Genomic DNA, 17,846 nt, shown 5'->3' with positions numbered 1-17,846 from the left:
TGCGCCCCGATCCGGCCGTCGAGTGTGCCCGGGCGTGGTCAGCCGTACCGGCGGTGGGGGCCCCCCCCCCGCCGGTACGGCTGACCACGCCCGGGCACACTCGACGGCCGGATCGGGGCGCACGCGCGTGGCACGCGCCTTGAAAGAAGCCACGCCGAGACTGCGCCGGGTCAACGGGGTGCGAAAACCGTACAGGCAGGCGCTGGCATCGCCGCATCCCGTGATCGTTCGTGGGCGGCTCGTGTGCAGTCTCAGCAGGACCAATGAAGGGCCTCACGGGTGCGCAGGGGGCGCGCCCGTGGGGCCCTTCACGTCTGGTCCTTCGTCATTCCCGGCATTCCCGGCATCGCGGCATTTTCAGTGCACTGACGTCCCTGTCGTCGCGATCGCCCCGGCGGGAGGGGTGATGGGAATGGCCAGGCCTTCGATGACGCTCTGCGACACGCGCACCAGCGTCGTGACCTGCGCGGCATACGCCTGCACGGCGTGCGCCAGATACGGGTCGTACTCGTAGCACCGCGCCAGCGGCACGGTCCTCACCACTGTCTTGTCGATCTCGAGCGGCTCGGCCAGCTGCAAGTGGCCCTGCACGTCAGGTTCACGCGACAACACCTCGATGGGCACCAGCACCGGCACCTCGTTGTCGTGTTTGACGTAGAACAGCACGGTATGCACGGACACGCGTCTCCTTGGATTGCCGCCGGCCCGGGTTCCGTTCCTGGGCCCGGACACATCCGACCCCACGCCCGAACGCTGGCAGGGAGGGAATCGGCGCAGGGCGGGAAAGCTGAAATGACCGGGCACCGGGCGGCGCATCGGACGACCGACGTCTGCAGCGCTGCCGCTCAGAAGCCGATTAAGATCCTCGATACGGAGGTTCTCCCCTTGACTGCAGTCTCCCATCGCGTCGGCATGACGCTCGGCGCGGCAGTACTTGCCGCCACGCTCGCTGGCTGTTCCCGTTCGGCCCAGTCCTACATGGAACGTGGCGATGCCGCCATGGAGAAGGGCGACGTCGCGGCGGCCGTACTCGAATACAGGAACGCCGTCCAGAAGGACGAGTTGCTCGGGCCCGCGCGGCTGAAGCTCGCCGAGGCCTACATGAAGCAGGGCAACGGCGCCGGCGCACTGGCCGAGTACGTGCGCGCGGCGGATCTGCTCCCCAACGACGTCGACACCCAGGTCAAGGCGGCGACGCTCCTCGGCCTCGCGCGGCGATTCGAGGACGCCCGCGCCCGCGCCGACAAGGCGCTCGCGATCGACCCGAAGAACGTCGACGCCCTTGTCGTGCGGGCCAACGCGCTCGCGAGCCTGACGGACCTCGATGGTGCCCTGAAGGAGATGCAGGAGGCGCTGAGCATCGACCCGCGCGCCAGCATCGAGACGAACCTCGGCGCGATCCAGGCCGCCAAGGGTGACCTGAAGGGTGCCGAAGCCTCGTTCCGCGGCGCCGTGGAGACCGATCCGAAGTCGGTGGCCGCGCAGGTGGCGCTCGGCCAGTTCCTCTGGAGCAGCGGCCGTGCCGCCGACGCCGAGAGCGCGTTCAAGGCGGCGCTCGCACTCGACGGCGAGCACCTGCTCGCGCATCGCGCGCTGGCCGTGTTCTACCTCCAGTCCAACCGCGCGCCCGAGGCGGAACCCCACCTGAAGAAGGTGGCCGAGATCATGAAGACGCCGGCGGCCACGCTGGGGCTCGTGGACTACTACCTCGGCACGCGTCGTCCCGACGATGCCAAGGCCGTGCTCGCGGAGATGAGCAAGGACGAGCGCTACTGGGCTCTCGCGCAGGCGCGCCTCGCCGACGTGCAGTTTGCCGAGGGCAAGCGCGACGAGGCATTGAAGACGATCGGCGAGGTCGTGGCGAAGGCGCCGACGCTCGGCGCCGCGCGCGTCGTGCGGGGGCGGCTCCTGCTCGCGGGCGGCAAGCCCGAGGAGGCGCTCACCGACGCGCAGGCGGCCGTGGCGCAGGATGCCACGGCCATCGACGCGCAGTTCCTGCTCGGCTCGGTGCAGGAGGCGCGACGCGACCTCGACGCGGCGGCAGCCGCGTACAACGAGGTGCTCAAGCTGAATCCCCGCGCGGCGGGCGCGCAGGTGCGGCTCGCGATGGTCGAGATGCAGCGCAACGCGCTGCCCGCCGCCACGCAGCTGGCCGAGCAGGTGGTGCAGGCGCAGCCCGGTAACGTGACGGCGCAGCTCGTGCTCGCGCGGGCGCTGCTCGGGCGCGGCGATCTGGATCGCTCATCGTCGGTCACGCAGGGGCTGTTGAAGGAATTCCCCAACGTGGCGCAGGTTCACAATCAGGCGGGCCTGGTGGCGCTGGCGCGGAAGGACAGGGCCGGGGCGCGCACGGCCTTCGATCGGGCCCTCACGCTCAACCCGGGGCTGATGGAGCCGTTGATGTCGCTGGTGTCGATGGACGTCCAGGACGGCAAGGGTCCGGCCGCGCGCGAACGCGTGCAGGCGCGGCTCGACAAGGGCACGCCCACGAGCAGCCTCCTCGCGCTGGCGGGCACGACATGGGCGGCCACGGGCGATCTGGCGGGGGCCGAGTCGTTCCTCAAGCGGGCCATCGAGACGGACTCGTCGAATTTCGAAGCGTACAGCGCGCTCGCGCGGGTCTACGTGGCGCAGCGGAAGCCCGACGCGGCGGTGGCCGAGTTCGACAGGCTCATCGCGAAGCAGCCCAACGCCGTCGGCGCTCAGACGATGGCGGCGTTGATTCTGCAGGGACAGGGCAAGGAGAGCGAGGCGCAGCAGCGGTACGAGCGGCTGGTGGAAGCCAACCCGCGCGCCGCCGTGGCGGCCAACAACCTGGCGTGGATGTACGCCAGCCGTGGCGAGAATCTCGACAAGGCGCTCGCGCTCGCGCAGGCCGCCAAGGCGGAACTCCCGGAGCATCCGGAGGTCAACGACACGCTCGGGTTCGTGTACCTGAAGAAGGAGCTGCCGTCACTGGCCATCCCGCCACTGCGCCTGGCGATCGAGAAGCAGCCGCAGAGCCCGGGCTTCCATTTCCGCCTTGGTCAGGCCCTCGCGCAGACGGGCGACAAGGCCGGCGCGAAGCGGGCGCTCACCGAAGCGCTGCGCCTGAAGTCCGACTTCGACGGCGCCGCGGAGGCTCGCAAGCTGCTCGGCACGCTTGATTGACGGAGCGCCCGCAGGCCGTGTCGCCGCCGGATTGATTCCGACGGGCGGCGCCGGACACCCTCCCCTGAAACAGGAAGGGCCGGACGTGCGTCCGGCCCTTCCTGTTGTTCGATGCGACGTGGGACGTCAGCGCGTGAAGCGTCGACGGATCGCGCCGAGCGCCATCAGGGCGCCGCCGAGCAGCGCGAGCGTCGCGCCGCCGTCGGGCGTGCTGACCGTGGGCGTGCCGGCAAAGTACAGGAAGTCCTGAGCGGTCCTGGTCTTCGCCTTCTTGCCCGTCCCCTGCACGTAGGTGTTGTTCAGCACGTAGACGTCGAACTGCCCTGCCGTCGCGTTTGCCTCCGCGGTGGACTTGCCGCCGAAGAAGTTCACGGCGAGGGCATAGTAGGCGTTCGACATCTTGTCCTTGTTGCCGTCCTCGCCTTCGAGCCACCAGATGGCCTGCTGGAGGAGCAGTGCGTTGTCGGCGCGCTTCTTGGGGTCGTCGAAGTAGTCGGCGAGATCACCCGTGGCGAACTGGCTGTACAGCCAGGCGGTGCCCTGCGAGATGGGGTCCTGGCCACCCTGGGCCCCGGCTCCACCCGGCTTGGCGGCCGACCCGATCTCGAAGTTGGTCTTGGCGACGGCGGCCTCGCTCGACTCCAGGCAGAACGTCTGGAAGCTCGGGTCGAACTTGCCGATGTCGCTGGCCTTGTCGGAATAGCCCGAGTTGTCGAGGGCGCCGTTGTAGCCGTAGACGGTGAACTCGCCGCCAGCGCCCTTGTAGTAGCCGCTCTGGCGCGTGACCTGGATGGTGCCCTTGTCGCCGATGGGGCCGGCGAAGGCCGGCGTGACGGAGGCGGCCGTGAACACGGCGGCGGCGGCAAGACTCAGGCGGGCGGTACGGGCGAACGAGTGCGAAATGGACATGAAGTTCTGCGATCTCCTGGCTCATCCATAAGCGCATGTCGTGCCAACGACACATGTCGCGTTGTCGACACAACTGAGTCGTTCGTAAGTTGTTGATATCGAAGGGCCGACACGCATCGGGGCGGAAAGCGTCAACGGCGGGCTTCATCGGCGACCGAAGCTGAACCGTAAACTTCACCGACGGGGAGCGGCGCCTGAAATGCCGAAAGGGCCGACACGTGCGTGTCGGCCCTTTCGGATCCTGCGGACGGAAGCGGCCGGTTGGCCGACTCCAGCTAGTTCATGAATCGACGACGAGCGGCACCGAGCGCCATCAGCGCGCCACCGAGGAGCGCCAGCGTCGCGCCACCGTCGGGAACACTACGGTAGAACAGACCGTCCTGTGCCCTGCTCTGGCTCGGGTCGTTTCCCGTCCAGAGGTTCACGGCCATGACACCGTAGGTCGTGGATGAACCACCCATAGCGGCGGCCGCACTACCGAACTGACTGATGACCGCCAAGCCGAACACATTGCTCGCCCCACCGCTGTTGGTCTCACCCTCGAGCCACCACAGCGTCTGCTGGAGCAGGCCTGCTGAATTCTTCCGGTCAGCCACACTCCCCGTGTAGTTGTAGCCAGTCAAATTCCCGGTCGCGAAGAGCGAATAGAGCCACCCGGTTCCCTGGGAGAGTTCGTCGCCAGGAGCCGGCTGGCCTCCATACATGGCGTGCGTGTTCAGTTGAGCGTTGTACGTGTTACCGAGGGTGACATTCTCCCCCGCCTCGATGCAGAACGTCTGGAAGGAATTCCCCGAGTGCGTGTAGGACGAATAGCTCGACGTGTCAAGCCACCCACCGACCGCCGTGAATGTGAACTCGCCTCCACTGCCGGTCTGGTACGAACCCGCGGAGGTCGCGATCTGGTCAGCCGCAGCAGGCGCGACCGTGAGGGCGACCGCCGCAGTGGCCGCGAGCGCCATGGTCGAAAAACGGAACATCTTCATTGTCGGAATCTCCTTGCAAGCAGCAGGCTTGCGTCGTGCCCACTTCAGAAAGCAAAAGCTCTGCCGCCAGGGTTCATCGATGCTTGAAGGCCGCAAACTGTTGGGAATGCATGGTTTGTGTCGCCAGTGAAGAAGCGGTGACGACGAGCGCGGATCCGAAACCGTAAAGGCCTCCGACGAAGCGTCTTCGCCGTGGGGTAGGAATTCGGCGGCAGCGAGGAGGCCCACGGCGCGACGCAGCGCATCAACGCGAAGCTCGCGCCCGCCAATAGACCATGAAAATCGAACATGAGAACTTCGTTTTTCATGGTATCGTGTCTGGTGCTCTCGCGTCACGACCTGACCGCGGCCGTGCAGATCGCGCTCTCGCGCAGCCCTGTCGTGCTCCTGGCAGGACCGCGCCAGTGTGGCAAGACGACGCTCGCTCGCCAGTTCGTCGCGCCGACCTCGGTCAGCTACTTCGACCTCGAGGATCCGCTCGGCCTCTCCCGTCTCAGCGAACCCATGACGGCCCTGAGCAGTCTGTCAGGCCTCATCGTCATCGACGAGGTGCAACGCCGGCCCGACATCTTTCCCGTCCTTCGCGTCCTCGTCGACCGCGACGACAACCGGGCCCGGTTCCTGATCCTGGGCTCGGCGGCTGGTGATCTGCTGCGCCAGTCGTCGGAGAGTCTCGCCGGACGACTGGAGTGGGTCACGATGGGCGGGTTCACCCTGCGAGAAGCGGGAGCGGACGCCGCGTCATCGCTCTGGTTGCGCGGCGGCTTTCCGCGCGCGTTCCTCGCCCGCGACGAGCCGACGAGTCTCGCGTGGCGCGCGAGTTTCGTCCAGACGCTGCTCGAGCGCGACTTCCCGCAGTGGGGCGTCCGCACGTCGGCCATCGCCCTGCGCCGCTTCTGGACGATGGTGGCGCACTACCACGGGCAGACGTGGAAGGCCACCGATCCGGCGCGGGCGCTCGACGTCAGCGAACCGGCGGCGCGCCGGTACCTGGACTTGCTGACCGACGGCTACATGGTCAGGCAGCTCCAGCCCTTCCACGCCAACCTGCGCAAGCGGCAGGTCAAGGCGCCGAAGGTGTACGTGCGCGACAGCGGCCTGCTGCACCAGTTGCTCGGCGTCGCATCCATGCAGGAGTTACTCGCGCACCCGAAGGCGGGCGCATCGTGGGAGGGGTTCGCCGTCGAGCAGGTCCTCGCCACCGAGCCCCACGACGATGCGTATTTCTGGGCAACCCATCAGGGTGCGGAGATGGATCTCGTGCTGCGACGCGGCAGCACCCTCGTCGGCGTCGAGTGCAAGCGCACCGACACGCCACGCGTCACGCCCTCGATCCGCATCGCCCTCGACGACCTGGGCCTCGAGCGCGTCGTCGTGCTCTATCCGGGAGAGAAGCGATTCCCCCTGACCGACCGCGTGGAAGCCGTCCCGCTCGTCGATCTCGCCGCCGGAACACCGCTGTTTTCAGGGTAGGAGCATGGAGCGCTGAGCGCGGGAGGTGGTGCCGGGGGGCGCGACTTGTGGAGCCATCCGTCAGGAGTCACGAGATCCGTTGCGCAGGCGAGTCACAGGCGTGGGGCTGGGGGTCCCCACGCCTTGCACGGAGTCCCGCGCCGGAGCAGCGGATCTCCGGATGGCGGACCAGGAGCGCCCCCGGCACCACCTCCCGCGCCGGCCATAAGCAGCTGACCGCCCGGTGAATCCGGAGGGCCGACCCTACCGGCCGTAGGTCCGGCGGTCGCCGCGCTGGAGCCACCACAGCATCCCGAGGAACGGGACCAGCGACAGCGCGAAGAAGATCGGCCCGCCCTGGTGGTGGATGGCGGTGTCGATCATGTGCGGGCCGATGTGGACGCACAGCATCCCCAGCACGAACACCCGGAAGCCGTTGCGCAGGATGCCCAGCGGGATCACGAACAGCACCAGCACCACGCGCCGCCACGGGCTGGCCAGGAACATGTTCGACGCGACGAGGCTCGTGATGAACAGCATCCAGCTCGACCTGATGCCGCTGCACTCGCGCGCCACCTGCAGCGTGATCGTCGGCAGCTCGAACAGCGTCCCCTCCCGCACGAGCGGCGTGCCTGCCAGCGCGAAGTACATCGCCGCCGCTTCCGACGAGGCCACCATCGACGCGCGCTCGAGCACGTCGACGATCGCGTCGGGCAACGGCATGAGGAGGAACAGGAACGCGGCAGGGAAGGCCGCCGCCTTCATCCAGGCCGCGCCGAAGAAGTGGAAGCCGCCCGCGGCAAGCAGGCACACGTACGCGCACGCATACGCCGCCAGCATGTCGTTGTGGCTGAGCGTGGTGCGCCACGCAACGGCCAGCGCCAGCATGCCGATCGCGGCAGCCACGCCCGCCAGTCGCGTCGCCGACGGCCCGCGCGACGGCAGCGTCTCCCGCCTGTCGTGCAGCAGGAACGCCGAGACGAACGGCACGAGCAGGATGTGCGAGTGCAGGTCGTACGTCCACGCGTGGACGGCGAGGCGCGACAGCGGCACCACGAACGCCAGCGTCAGCAGGATGCCGTACGGAATCACGCGGGCCGCTCCTCTCCGTCGGCCCGCCCGTCGGCACCACGCGGGATCGCGAGCTTGTCCATCAGTTCGTAGAAGGTGGGCCGGCTGATCCCCAGTTCCAGCGCCGCGGGTGTGATCTTGCCGTTGTTGCGGCGCAGCGCGTCCTGCACGAGCTCGCGTTCCACCCGCTCGCGCGCCTCGCGCAGCGTGGGGCACGCGGCACCACCCTCGCCCAGTTCGAGGTCGCGCGCCGTCACGCGCTTGCCGTCGGCCATGATGACCGCACGCTGCACGCGGTTCTGCAGTTCGCGGACGTTGCCCGTCCACGCGTGCTCGTGCAGCGCGCGGATCGCGTCGGCCGAGAACGTGAGTCCCGATCGCGTGTGCTGCGTGCCGAAACGCCGCAGGAACTCCCGCGCGATCACCGCCACATCATCTCCACGTTCGCGCAGCGCCGGCAGGCGGACGACGAGCACGGCGAGCCTGAAGTACAGGTCCTCGCGAAACCGTCCCGCCGCCACCGACTCCTGAAGGTTCACGTTGGTGGCCGCCACCACGCGTGCGTCGCTCTGGATTTCCGTGCGTCCGCCCACGCGCTGGAACGTCTTCTCCTGGAGGAACCGCAGCAGCTTCACCTGGAGCGGCATCGAGAGCTCGCCGATCTCGTCGAGGAACAGCGTGCCGCCGTTGGCCGTCTCCACGAGCCCCTTGCGCATCGCGTGCGCACCGGTGAAGGCACCGCGCTCGTGGCCGAACAATTCGCTCTCGAGCAACGCCTCCGGAATCGCCCCGCAGTTGATGGCGACAAACGGCGCGTCCTTCGGCCGGCTGCGCCGATGGAGTGCTCGCGCAACCATCTCCTTGCCGGTGCCGTTCTCCCCGAGGATCAGCACCGGCGCGCTCGTGGTCGCCACCTTGCGCACGAACGCGAACACGGCCTGCATCGGCTCGCTCGTGCCCAGCATGTCCTCGAACGTCTCGGCGCGCGCCTCGTCCTGCATGGCACGGAACTCGCGTTCGAGCCGCGCCACGTACACGCCGCGCGCGAGCACGCGCGAGAGATCGTCGGTGTCCACGGGCTTGGTGAGGAAGTCCCACGCCCCGGCGCCGACGGCGCGCAGCGCGTTCTCCTTCTCGCCCTGCCCCGACACGATGACGACCTTCGCCTGGCGATCGAGCACGAGGATGCCCGACAGCGTGGCGAGCCCCTCGTCGGGACTGTTCGGCGAAGGCGGCAGGCCCAGGTCGAGCAGCGTGACGAGCGGACGCGACGCGCCGAAGGCGGCCATCGCCGACGCGCGATCGCCGGCCATGGCGACCTCGTAGTCGGCCGCCAGCGCCCACTTCATCTGCGTCCTGATGTCCTCGTCATCGTCGACGACGAGGATGGGGGGCTTGCTCACGCTGCGTGATCCTCCGCGAAGACGGGCAGGCTGATGCGCACCGTCGTACCGATCCCCTGCTGGCTCTCCACGTGGATCGAGCCGCCGTGCTGCTCGATCACCTGCCGCGCCTGGAACATCCCGATGCCCAGACCCTTCGATTTCGTGCTCTGGAACGGCCGGAAGAGGCCGTCGCGGAGGAACGCCGGACTCATCCCGCACCCATTGTCCTCGACTTCGAGCACCACCCGTCCACCGTCCACGCGGCTCCGCACGTCGATGCGCCCGTCGCCCGGGCGCGCCCCCGCGCGGGCGCCGATGGCGTCGCGCGCGGTCAACAGCAGATTGGCCACGACGCTGACAAGCTGGTCGCGGTCTCCCCTGATCATCGGCATGTCGGCCGGTACGGCGCAGTGCAGCGCCACGTCGCTCCCCTGCAGCTCGACGGCCGCGTCCTCGACGAGCGCCGCGGGCGCCACGGGCGCCACCTGGAGGCCGGGCTGCTGCCGGAGGGCGCCGAGGCGCGCGATCATGCCGTCGATGCGCGTCACGGTGTTGCCGATCGCGCGCAGGGCGTCGGCGCGGAACGCCGGGTCGTCGAAGTGCACCGGCAGGTTCTTCAGCATCAGGTTCAGCGAGTTGGTGGCGTTCTTCAGGTCGTGGACGAAGAACGCCGACATCGTCCTGAAGGCGTCGAGCTCTCGGGCCCGCGCCACCTCGTCGCCCAGGCGCACGTTGTCCAGCGCGGCGGCAAGCTGGTCGGCCATGCACTGGAGCAGTTCGCGCTCTTCGGTCGTCCACGGCGCGCCGTTGACGCGATCGGCGAGCACGACGAAGCCGCTGGTCGTCTCGCCCGACCGCAGCGGTACGGCCCACCGGCGGCCTCCGTTGGCGAAATTGCTCGGCACGTGCGTGCGAAGGGCGTCGGCGGTGGCGCCCGATGCCGCGTCGAGATCGAGGGGGCCGTTCATCGTGCCGAGCGCGTCGGAGCGATTCCAGGCGATGGCGACGGATCCCGCGTCACCCGTCGCTGCAGACGATGCCGTCGAGGCAACGGGGTGGAGCGTGCCCCGCGCATCGTCGGTGCGCCAGATGGAGACCGACAGCACCTCGAACGCGTTGGCGACGAGCGTGGCGCTCGCCGTACACAGGCTGCGCTCGTCGGTGGCGGCGGCGAGGTTGCGCGACAGGTCCGTCCACAGGCGTGTGGAATCGTGCTGCGACTTGCCGAAGTGGCGGCCGACGAAGGCGTGCAGGCGCTGGCGCAGCCTGTCGGACAGCAGCAGTACGGCGAGACCTGCCATGCCGACCAGCACCACGAACGCCTGGAGTTGGAAGCTCTCGCCGCCACCGAACTGCCGCGCAGCCTGCGCGAGCACGCCGACGACGAACAGGTAACCGCCGACGAGGAGCACGGTGACCGACGACCGGAGGACCGCGCGCGAGGGGTGGACGTCGAAGCCGCCCAGTCCGTCGCGTGTGTAGGCGATGACGAGGAACACGCAGCCGACCAGAAGCGCGCTGCTCTCGACGCCGGCCAATGCCGGGTCGTAGGTGGGGTAGAGGATGGCCTGGATGCGGACGAAGATGTAGGCGCCGAAGATGACGCCGAGCCCGAGCACCACGTACTTCACGCGCCAGCGCATGGTGCCGATCGACGCCCTGAACGTCTGTTCGAGGTTCATCAGCGCGAGGACGAACCCGAGCAGGATGGTTGCGTGGAAGAGGCGACCCGCGCCTCCCGAGTACAGAAGCACGCGTCCGCCTGTCTCGTCTGGCGGGACGACCGCAAGGAGGCTCGACGGCGCTGTCAGGAGTACGCCGATCGGCACGATCGCGAGGAGGAGGAGCGGCAGCCCGCTGGCGCGCAGCGACGCGCGCGGATCGGCGCGGGCGTAGGTGAGGCTGAAGGCGAGCCAGACGGCCGGCAGGGCGGCCTTGGCCAGCATGCCGAGCGCGAGCCAGGCGACGAGGTCGCCGATAGTGGCGGCGCGGAGCGCGAGTCCCGTGGCCGCGGCGTCCGCCGCGAGCGTGAGCATCCCGAGGGCGAAGGCCCACGTTGCGACGGAGGGCGCCTTCCGGACGACGCTCGCGACGGCGAGGCCCCCTGCTCCGAGGGCGGCCACGATCGGAATGTAAAGGGTTCCGTTCACGTCAGTACCGAGACCGGAGCACGGAGCCTGCCCGGTACAATCGACCGACGTGCCCGACACTCCGCGCCATTGGACCCGCTACTTCGTTCGCCGAGTCGAGCGCTGGACGACGACGTGGACGCTGCGTCTGACCGTCCTCGTGCTGGCGTGCGTCGTCCTCTGGCTCTTCGCACCGCGCATCGAGAGGACGATCGGCGCCAGTCTCGTCTGCACGCCAGACGCCGCGCCGAGCGACGCGATCATCATCGAGAACTTCGACCCGGACTACCTGCTGTTCGAGCGCGCACGCATTCTCAGGAGTCAGGGAGTGGCGCCGCGAGTACTCGTGCCGATTCGTAGGGATGAACGCGACGGTGGACTCAATCGCGTTGCGCAGGGTATTGCGGAGGTGATGGGGCAGATCGCGCGCCTGGGTGAGATGGAGTTCATCCCGATTCGCGAAGTCGAACCGATCTCGCTCAACGCCGCTCGCGATGTCCGTGCGTATCTTGAGGCGAACGGGATTCGGTCCGTGACCGTTGTCACGCCGCTGTTTCGGAGTCGACGTTCCACGGTGGTGTACCGCGCGACGCTTGAGCCGGCCGGCGTCGTCGTGCGTTGCGAACCTGTCGCGAACCAAGTCTCGGTCGAAACGTGGACCAGAACGTGGCACGGGATGCAGAACGTCACGGAGCAGTGGTTGAAGTTGCAATACTATCGCGTCCGTGTGCTTCCGTTCCTGACGGATGGAGGCAAGATCGTCGTTGCGGGACGCAGTCGCTGACGGCACTCGGTTGTCGAGGTCGGCATCTGCGAGCCCGCCGCAACAGGAGAAATGATGGCGGATCGGCTGACGTGTGCGCTCGTTGGGTGCGGGCGCATCTCCAAGCGCCATATTGAGGTGTTGACCGCGCATGCCGGATTTCAGGTTATCGGCGTGTGCGACTCGCGTCCCGACCGAGTGGCGGCGGCCGCTGCTGCAAGCGGAGCGACGGCTTTTTTCGATCACATGGAGATGGTTAAGGCGCTCCGGCCCGACGTCGTGTCTGTGCTGACGCACTCGGGCGCCCATGCGCGGGTGGCGTGCGATGTCGTGCCTTATGCGGGCAACGTCGTCGTCGAGAAGCCGATGGCGCTGACTCTCGACGATGCCGATCGAATGATCGACACGTGCGACAGAGCCGGCGTTGGGCTGTTCGTCGTGCAGCAGAACCGCTACAACCGTCCGGTGGTGAAGGTGAAGCATGCGCTCGAACGCGGCCGCTTCGGGAAGCTCACGCTCGGAACGGTTCGTGTTCGTTGGTGTCGGACGCAGGAGTACTACGACCAGGACGCGTGGCGCGGCACGTGGAAGGACGACGGGGGCGTGTTCGCGAACCAGGCGAGCCATCATGTGGACCTGTTGCAGTGGCTCATGGGACCCGTCGAGAGCGTTCAGGCCTACACGGCGACCCGACTCGCCAACATAGAGGTCGAGGACGTTGGGCTTGCGATCCTGCGGTTCCGGAGCGGTGCGCTTGGCGTCGCCGAAGCGACGACGACCGCGAGGCCACGGGATCTGGAGGGCAGCGTGTCGGTGCTTGGTGAGCACGGGTCGGTGGTCATTGGTGGTTTCGCCGTCAACCGGGTCGACACATGGAACTTCTCAGAAGCCAGTCCCGACGACGAGCGGCCTGACGAGTGGTCGCAGAATCCACCGACAGTGTACGGCTTCGGTCACATGGCGTTCTACAGCGACGTCCTGGAATGCATTCGCGAGAAGCGACGGGCAATGTTGGATGGTCTAGAAGGAAGAAAGTCGCTCGAACTCGTCATCGCCATCTATCAGGCCTCCGCCACCAAGCACGAAGTGCGGCTCCGATACGTACCCGAGGGTGTGCCTCTCGGCGTAGGGTACTGATCGCATTCGGCTAAGCAGAGGCCTCGCCCTTGCCGTGCCTGCCACTGAACGCGCGCGCAGCGTTCTTTCCGAAATCGAAGAGCATGCAGGCAAGTCTGCTCATCAACTGGCGATCGTGACGGACGGTCGCCACCGTCAAGCCGGTGACCACAAAACCAGACAGCGTGGCCGCGAAGACCGTTCCTATCGACGCCGGATCGTTCAGAGTGACACTCACGCCAGCTGTGGCGACGTACGAGACCGCCCACAACGGCGCGTGTCTCAGGACCGCGCGCCAGAGATCCGCCGTCGTCACCGGACCTTGCCGTCCGCACAGGTAGAAGAGAATCGGCATGATCACGAGTATCGAAGCGGCTGAATATGCCATGGCCACGCCGAGCGGGCCGAACGGCAAGCCCGCGACGAACGCGGCGATCGTGAGGGATGCGATGGCCGCGTTGGCCACCACGTAGTCTCGGCCACGCCCTTGGCTCACGAGGAGCCACCCAGACGGAGAGGCCAGCGGGAGGTAAACTGCCGCCGGTGTGAAGCCAGCCAGAATCCTCGCAGTCTCGTCCCATCCCGGTCCGAGCACCACGTGCGTCAGGGGCTGTGCGAGAGCGAAACCGATGCCTGCCGCCGGCAGGGTCAACAACGTGACCGTCTCGAAGAACTGTAGGAAGGCACGGCGGTATCGCTCGGGCTCCGACTGGAGCCTGGACAGTGCCGGCACGAAAACGGCAGCCACTGGTGTAAAGAGCTGCTCGATCGGTCTCATCAAGAGGAGCAGAGCCCTCGTGTAGATACCCACTCCGTGAGGGCCATAGAAACGCCCGATGAGCAGCGTGTCGACAGTGCGCGAAGCGACAAAGAGAATCGAACCAGCCGTCATGCTCGCCCCGAAGGACAGCAGGGGCTTCGTGCCTACCAGCCGCATGGGCCGCTGGGGTCGCCAGCCCGACGCCACCCACGTGAGCAGGAGCAGGGCACCCTCGTTGGCGAGCGTGGAAGCGACAAGGGCCCAGTACGCCCACCCCGCCATCGCGGCGGCGACACCAACGACAAGGGACACGACGGCGCTCGCGGTCTCGATCCAAGCCAGTGTACCGAAGCGCATGTCACGCCGGAGCAGTGCCTGGTGCTGCACGGTCGTACCTCCGAGGATGAACAGGAGGGACAGGGCTACGGATACACCGACCAAGCGGTTGTCACCGTAGAACCGCGCCAAGACGGGCCCGAGGACCACCAGGACGAGACCTAGAGCGGCACTCACGCCGGTGTTGATCCAGAACAGATTCGAGACCTGCGCGTGCGAAATACCCTGGCGTTGGATGGTGGCGGACGACAGGCCTGCGTCCTTGAACACGCGCAGGAAACTGATCACACTGAAAACAAGACCGACCAAGCCAAAATCGTCGGCGGATAGCAGACGCGCCAGGACGACGGTCGAGAGCAGCGTGGTAACCAGACGCGTGCCCTGCGACAGAGCCGTGACCACCCCCCCCGATACCGTTAGCTGCGAAAGGCTCCGCCTCCCGTCGTTCGTCGACCCGGGCTCGCCAACGCTCGTTATTGGATCCGATCTCGTCACGAGCGACGAAGGTCCACAGTGAAAACGCTCGGCACGAGGCCGGCAAGCGTGTAGGTCGAGGAACGCCAATGACGTACCATGTCGGTCGCGCCACAGCTGACCACACACATGACCTCGCTAGTCTCCATTCTGATACCGGCGTTCAACGCCGAGCGGTGGGTTGCCGACGCTCTGGAGTCAGCATTGGCGCAACGCGACGCCAGGATTGAAGTCATCGCCGTCGACGACGGTTCGAGCGACTCCACGCTGGCCGTGATGCGCCGATTCGAGTCGGGTCGCGTGAAGGTGATCGAGCAGCCCAACCGCGGCGCCAGTGCCGCACGAAACGAGGCCTTGCGACACGCGCAGGGTGACTTCATCCAGTGGCTTGACGCCGACGACATCCTCTCACGCGACAAAGTGAGCAAGCAGTTGGCCGCGGCGTCTGGCTCCCGGGTGCTCCTGTCGTCGGCTTGGGGTCGCTTCCGCGCCTGCCCCGCCCGAGCCAGGTTCGAAGCCACCTCATTATGGGCGCCGCTCACGCCGGTGGAATGGAACATTCGCAAATTTGAGGACAATGCGTGGATGGCGGTCGAGTCGTGGCTCGTGAGCCGCGAACTCACAGAACTGGCAGGTCCTTGGGACGAGGCCTTGTCTATGGACGACGATGGCGACTACTTTTCACGAGTCCTGGCGGCCAGCACACGCGTCGATTTCGTGCCGGGTGCCCGGTCGTTCATTAGGCGACGACCGTCCGGCAGCTTGAGCCAGCGCACCTATTCTGACCGCGCCTTGAGGTCTCAGTTCCAATCCTCGTCTCGCCAGATCGAACGCGTCCTTGCGATGGAAGCAAGTGCTCGCACACGTGCCGCGAGTCTTGTCTATCTGCAGCGCTGGTATCCATTGTTCCACTCGGCGCACGTTGCGCTCATGGAGTCGTCGCAATCGCTGGCGGAACGGCTGGGAGGCCGCTTGGTGGCACCTGACCACTCTGTAATCGCCATGCTGGTCGACAGCATCGGCATGACAACGCGATTGTCACGTGGTCGCGCGCGCCTTCGGGCCGAGCTCGAGCTCGTACTAGAATCAGTCCTTTGCAGGCTCGGACCCGCCTCGCACGACAGGGACTTGTAGCATATACGGTCTGCGGGGCTGGCGGCGCCGACCCAGTCTTCCGACCAAGGCGGTCCCGGAGTCATGTCGTCCCTTCAGAGACACGCGTCTGACTCCTCCCTGCTCCTTCGCTTTCTCGATCGAACCATGAGTCACTGTCGCCAGCAGCAGTAAGAGATACATGTTGCTCACCCCCAAATCAACTGTCTCCGTCCACCCGTAGAGAAGCACGACCACAAGGAAGCTGATACGGAGTACGGCTGGGGCATACTCGAGGGACAGCATCCGAACGCTCGTCCACATCCCGGTGAGCCAGACGGCTAAGTAGAGACCAAGCCCGATGAGCCCAAGGTTGAGATAGAGATCCAAATAGGTATTGTGTACGGACACAACCTGCCACTTGTCGTAGATCTGGTGATGCTGCGGGGTCAGCGTGAAACTCTGCCAGCCGAAACCGGTCAGCGTGTTGCTGGCCACGGCGAGAATATCCTGCCACATCGGCACACGTGTGGTGAGGTCGGGACGGCGATTCAGGAGTTCGAGCAAGAGCGTGTTCACGTCAACGCTCGCCTGAAGAATCAGATAGCCTGATGTGCCGACGAAGAGGACCGCCGCAAGACTGGCCGGGCGCCGTCTGATCGCAGGCACGCAGGCCAGCAGGTGAATGCCGATTCCTGCCAGAAGGCACACGAGTGCTGTCGCGCTGTCGGCCATGATCATGAGCCAACCGATCATGCCGGCCAGCGCCATCCATACTGGCCAGCGGAGCCTGCGCCCGAGACCGTCCTCGCCGGTCCTGAGGTGCAGGAGATTCCACGACGCATACAGGCCAACCAGCATACATAACTCACCGAGCGAGTTCTTCTGCATCGTAACACCGGTCATCATCTGCGCACCGGTAGAGTGGTACTGCCGCCCCAGTTCCGGGTAGTACTTGATGAAAAGGATCGACAACGGCAGCAACACCAGCCCAAGCGGCACCACCACGGATCGCAGTGCCTGCCACGGTCGGCGATCCGTCAGGACCAAGCACGCGATCCAGAGAGTTCCCACACTCTTGATCCAACGCTTGAGCGCAACGATGGGATCCGGACTCCAGAAGACGCTGAACAACCCGAACACGTAGAGTGCCAGTAGAACCTTGTTGTTCCCGAGCAGGTGGCGCCATCGGATGTCGCGACCGACCAGAGCGGCCGTGGCTGCCATGATCAACAGAGCGAACGCCGCCATGTCGATCGGACTGCCGTCGGCGGCCGTTGCACCGCCCGACCAGCGAAGCCCGACAATCGACAACCAGTGTGACAGGAACCGAGAGCCCGCGAGGAACACCCAGGCAAACACAATCCAGCGCGCTGCCGACACTTGAGCGAACGGATCTCTCGCGCGGCGGACCAGGAAGGCGATGAGGGCGATACAGAGCAGGGTCGCGAGTTGACGCGGCATGGCTATCCGCGCAAGACGATGTCGAGCGCTCGCGCAACCGGAAGGATGCTCGCGCCTGAGGCACGCGACAATCTGACGACCTGCTCGAAGAACGACGGCGTGCACCCAAATGGCGTTGGCGATTCAGCCACGTCGTGGGTCGCGAAGACCAGCCATCCGCGCGCACCGACGGTCTCATCGAGCAGGCGGCGAATTGGGGCGATGTCTCCCCGAGTCTTCTCCAAGAAGAACGCGGACATCTGGTTCAGGTCCAGCCTGCCAACATTGGCGCGCTGCCCCCCGAGTCGACTGCAGCGAAAGTGCGGTGCCGTGCGCATCTTGGTCCCTGGTCTGGGTTCGGAGATGGGATACGAGAACGACTCGAACACAGCGCTTGGTACCAGGGCTTTCAACGCCAAGCGATTGCGAAGCACGTCTCGTTCGAACACCGCCGGTGCGGTGCTCCACGAGTGCAGGTGACTGTACGTGTGGCACCCGAGTTCGTGGCCGGCGGCGAGAAGCTCCGGAAGCCTGTCGGCCGTAACAATGCGGCCGGTCGGTGCGACTGTACCAAGCAGACCGAGGCTCACGTAGTAAGTTCCCGCGATCCCGTGAGCGGCAAGGATTTTCCCGCCTTCATCGAAGGCGTTCGTCGGAAAGTCGTCGAATGTGAACGAGATGAGCGGCCTGTCGAGCGTAAGCGTGGCCATACGAAGGCAGACATGCGACGCGATGCCTCTGCGATAGGCGTGAAGCGCTCTGTCGAAGACCGTCGGCATGGTA

Annotated in this window: 14 protein-coding genes; 5 read left to right on the top strand and 9 right to left on the bottom strand. The window is 66.5% G+C overall.

All coding sequences use genetic code 11. The annotated features are described in order from the left end of the window. Positions 1 to 357 precede the first annotated feature (357 nt). On the bottom strand, positions 358 to 681 hold the full coding sequence (locus IT182_14660; protein ID MCC6164589.1) for a hypothetical protein: 324 nt from the start codon (positions 679 to 681) through the stop codon (positions 358 to 360). A gap of 204 nt (positions 682 to 885) precedes the next feature. Between IT182_14660 and IT182_14655 the strand changes: the two genes are divergently transcribed. Beyond that, on the top strand, positions 886 to 3,150 hold the full coding sequence (locus tag IT182_14655) for a tetratricopeptide repeat protein (GenBank protein ID MCC6164588.1): 2,265 nt from the start codon (positions 886 to 888) through the stop codon (positions 3,148 to 3,150). A gap of 126 nt (positions 3,151 to 3,276) precedes the next feature. Here IT182_14655 and IT182_14650 read toward each other — a convergent pair whose 3' ends face one another. Together IT182_14650 and IT182_14645 are read right to left on the bottom strand one after the other, a co-directional pair. Then, entirely contained in the window at positions 3,277 to 4,059 is a 783-nt protein-coding gene (locus IT182_14650; GenBank protein ID MCC6164587.1) for a hypothetical protein, read from the bottom strand. Positions 4,060 to 4,334: 275 nt separating this feature from the next. Further along, on the bottom strand, positions 4,335 to 5,042 hold the full coding sequence (locus tag IT182_14645) for a VPDSG-CTERM sorting domain-containing protein (protein ID MCC6164586.1): 708 nt from the start codon (positions 5,040 to 5,042) through the stop codon (positions 4,335 to 4,337). A 318-nt stretch (positions 5,043 to 5,360) separates the two neighbouring features. On the opposite strand from IT182_14645, the gene IT182_14640 reads away from it, so the two are divergent. After that, positions 5,361 to 6,515, top strand: a complete 1,155-nt coding sequence (locus tag IT182_14640; protein MCC6164585.1) for an ATP-binding protein — start codon at positions 5,361 to 5,363, stop codon at positions 6,513 to 6,515. Between the two features lie 243 nt (positions 6,516 to 6,758). Here the strand turns inward: IT182_14640 and IT182_14635 are convergent, their stop codons facing one another. The 3 genes from IT182_14635 to prsK are packed head-to-tail and all read right to left on the bottom strand — an operon-like array spanning position 6,759 to position 11,100. Further along, positions 6,759 to 7,586, bottom strand: coding sequence for an archaeosortase/exosortase family protein (locus IT182_14635; protein ID MCC6164584.1), 828 nt, complete (start codon positions 7,584 to 7,586; stop codon positions 6,759 to 6,761). Beyond that, positions 7,583 to 8,914, bottom strand: coding sequence for a PEP-CTERM-box response regulator transcription factor (prsR, locus tag IT182_14630; GenBank protein ID MCC6164583.1), 1,332 nt, complete (start codon positions 8,912 to 8,914; stop codon positions 7,583 to 7,585). The genes IT182_14635 and prsR overlap by 4 nt, the downstream gene beginning before the upstream one ends. Before the next feature lie 50 nt (positions 8,915 to 8,964). Then, a complete protein-coding gene (gene prsK, locus IT182_14625; protein ID MCC6164582.1) occupies positions 8,965 to 11,100 on the bottom strand; it encodes a PEP-CTERM system histidine kinase PrsK in 2,136 nt (711 codons plus the stop codon). A gap of 49 nt (positions 11,101 to 11,149) precedes the next feature. Here prsK and IT182_14620 point away from each other — a divergent pair, with 49 nt between their 5' ends. Continuing rightward, positions 11,150 to 11,863 (top strand): hypothetical protein, encoded by a 714-nt coding sequence (locus IT182_14620; protein MCC6164581.1) that lies wholly within the window; start codon positions 11,150 to 11,152, stop codon positions 11,861 to 11,863. A 54-nt stretch (positions 11,864 to 11,917) separates the two neighbouring features. Continuing rightward, entirely contained in the window at positions 11,918 to 12,979 is a 1,062-nt protein-coding gene (locus tag IT182_14615) for a Gfo/Idh/MocA family oxidoreductase (protein ID MCC6164580.1), read from the top strand. Between the two features lie 10 nt (positions 12,980 to 12,989). Here IT182_14615 and IT182_14610 read toward each other — a convergent pair whose 3' ends face one another. After that, the gene (locus tag IT182_14610; GenBank protein MCC6164579.1) at positions 12,990 to 14,618 is read right to left on the bottom strand and encodes a lipopolysaccharide biosynthesis protein; all 1,629 of its coding nucleotides are present in this window, start codon (positions 14,616 to 14,618) and stop codon (positions 12,990 to 12,992) included. Between the two features lie 9 nt (positions 14,619 to 14,627). Here IT182_14610 and IT182_14605 point away from each other — a divergent pair, with 9 nt between their 5' ends. Continuing rightward, positions 14,628 to 15,662, top strand: coding sequence for a glycosyltransferase family 2 protein (locus tag IT182_14605; protein ID MCC6164578.1), 1,035 nt, complete (start codon positions 14,628 to 14,630; stop codon positions 15,660 to 15,662). Here IT182_14605 and IT182_14600 read toward each other — a convergent pair. Together IT182_14600 and IT182_14595 are read right to left on the bottom strand one after the other, a co-directional pair. After that, positions 15,615 to 17,084, bottom strand: coding sequence for an O-antigen ligase family protein (locus IT182_14600; GenBank protein ID MCC6164577.1), 1,470 nt, complete (start codon positions 17,082 to 17,084; stop codon positions 15,615 to 15,617). The genes IT182_14605 and IT182_14600 overlap by 48 nt on opposite strands. Before the next feature lie 2 nt (positions 17,085 to 17,086). Beyond that, on the bottom strand, positions 17,087 to 17,842 hold the full coding sequence (locus IT182_14595; GenBank protein MCC6164576.1) for a polysaccharide deacetylase family protein: 756 nt from the start codon (positions 17,840 to 17,842) through the stop codon (positions 17,087 to 17,089). Positions 17,843 to 17,846 lie beyond the last annotated feature (4 nt).

Source organism: Acidobacteriota bacterium, assembly GCA_020845575.1.
In the GTDB taxonomy this organism is placed as follows: domain Bacteria; phylum Acidobacteriota; class Vicinamibacteria; order Vicinamibacterales; family Vicinamibacteraceae; genus Luteitalea.
The sequence above is the reverse complement of the archived record's forward strand: the minus strand, read 5'-3'. Positions and strand labels throughout refer to the sequence as shown.

What these genes read in the sequence shown, in the direction of transcription:
- IT182_14650 (MCC6164587.1), bottom strand. Translation starts at nt 4,059, where the DNA reads ATGTCCATTTCGCACTCGTTCGCCCGTACCGCCCGCCTGAGTCTTGCC.
- IT182_14645 (MCC6164586.1), bottom strand. Translation starts at nt 5,042, where the DNA reads ATGAAGATGTTCCGTTTTTCGACCATGGCGCTCGCGGCCACTGCGGCG.
- prsR (MCC6164583.1), bottom strand. Translation starts at nt 8,914, where the DNA reads ATGAAGTGGGCGCTGGCGGCCGACTACGAGGTCGCCATGGCCGGCGAT.
- IT182_14615 (MCC6164580.1), top strand. Translation starts at nt 11,918, where the DNA reads ATGGCGGATCGGCTGACGTGTGCGCTCGTTGGGTGCGGGCGCATCTCC.
- IT182_14605 (MCC6164578.1), top strand. Translation starts at nt 14,628, where the DNA reads ATGTCGGTCGCGCCACAGCTGACCACACACATGACCTCGCTAGTCTCC.
- IT182_14600 (MCC6164577.1), bottom strand. Translation starts at nt 17,084, where the DNA reads ATGCCGCGTCAACTCGCGACCCTGCTCTGTATCGCCCTCATCGCCTTC.
- IT182_14595 (MCC6164576.1), bottom strand. Translation starts at nt 17,842, where the DNA reads ATGCCGACGGTCTTCGACAGAGCGCTTCACGCCTATCGCAGAGGCATC.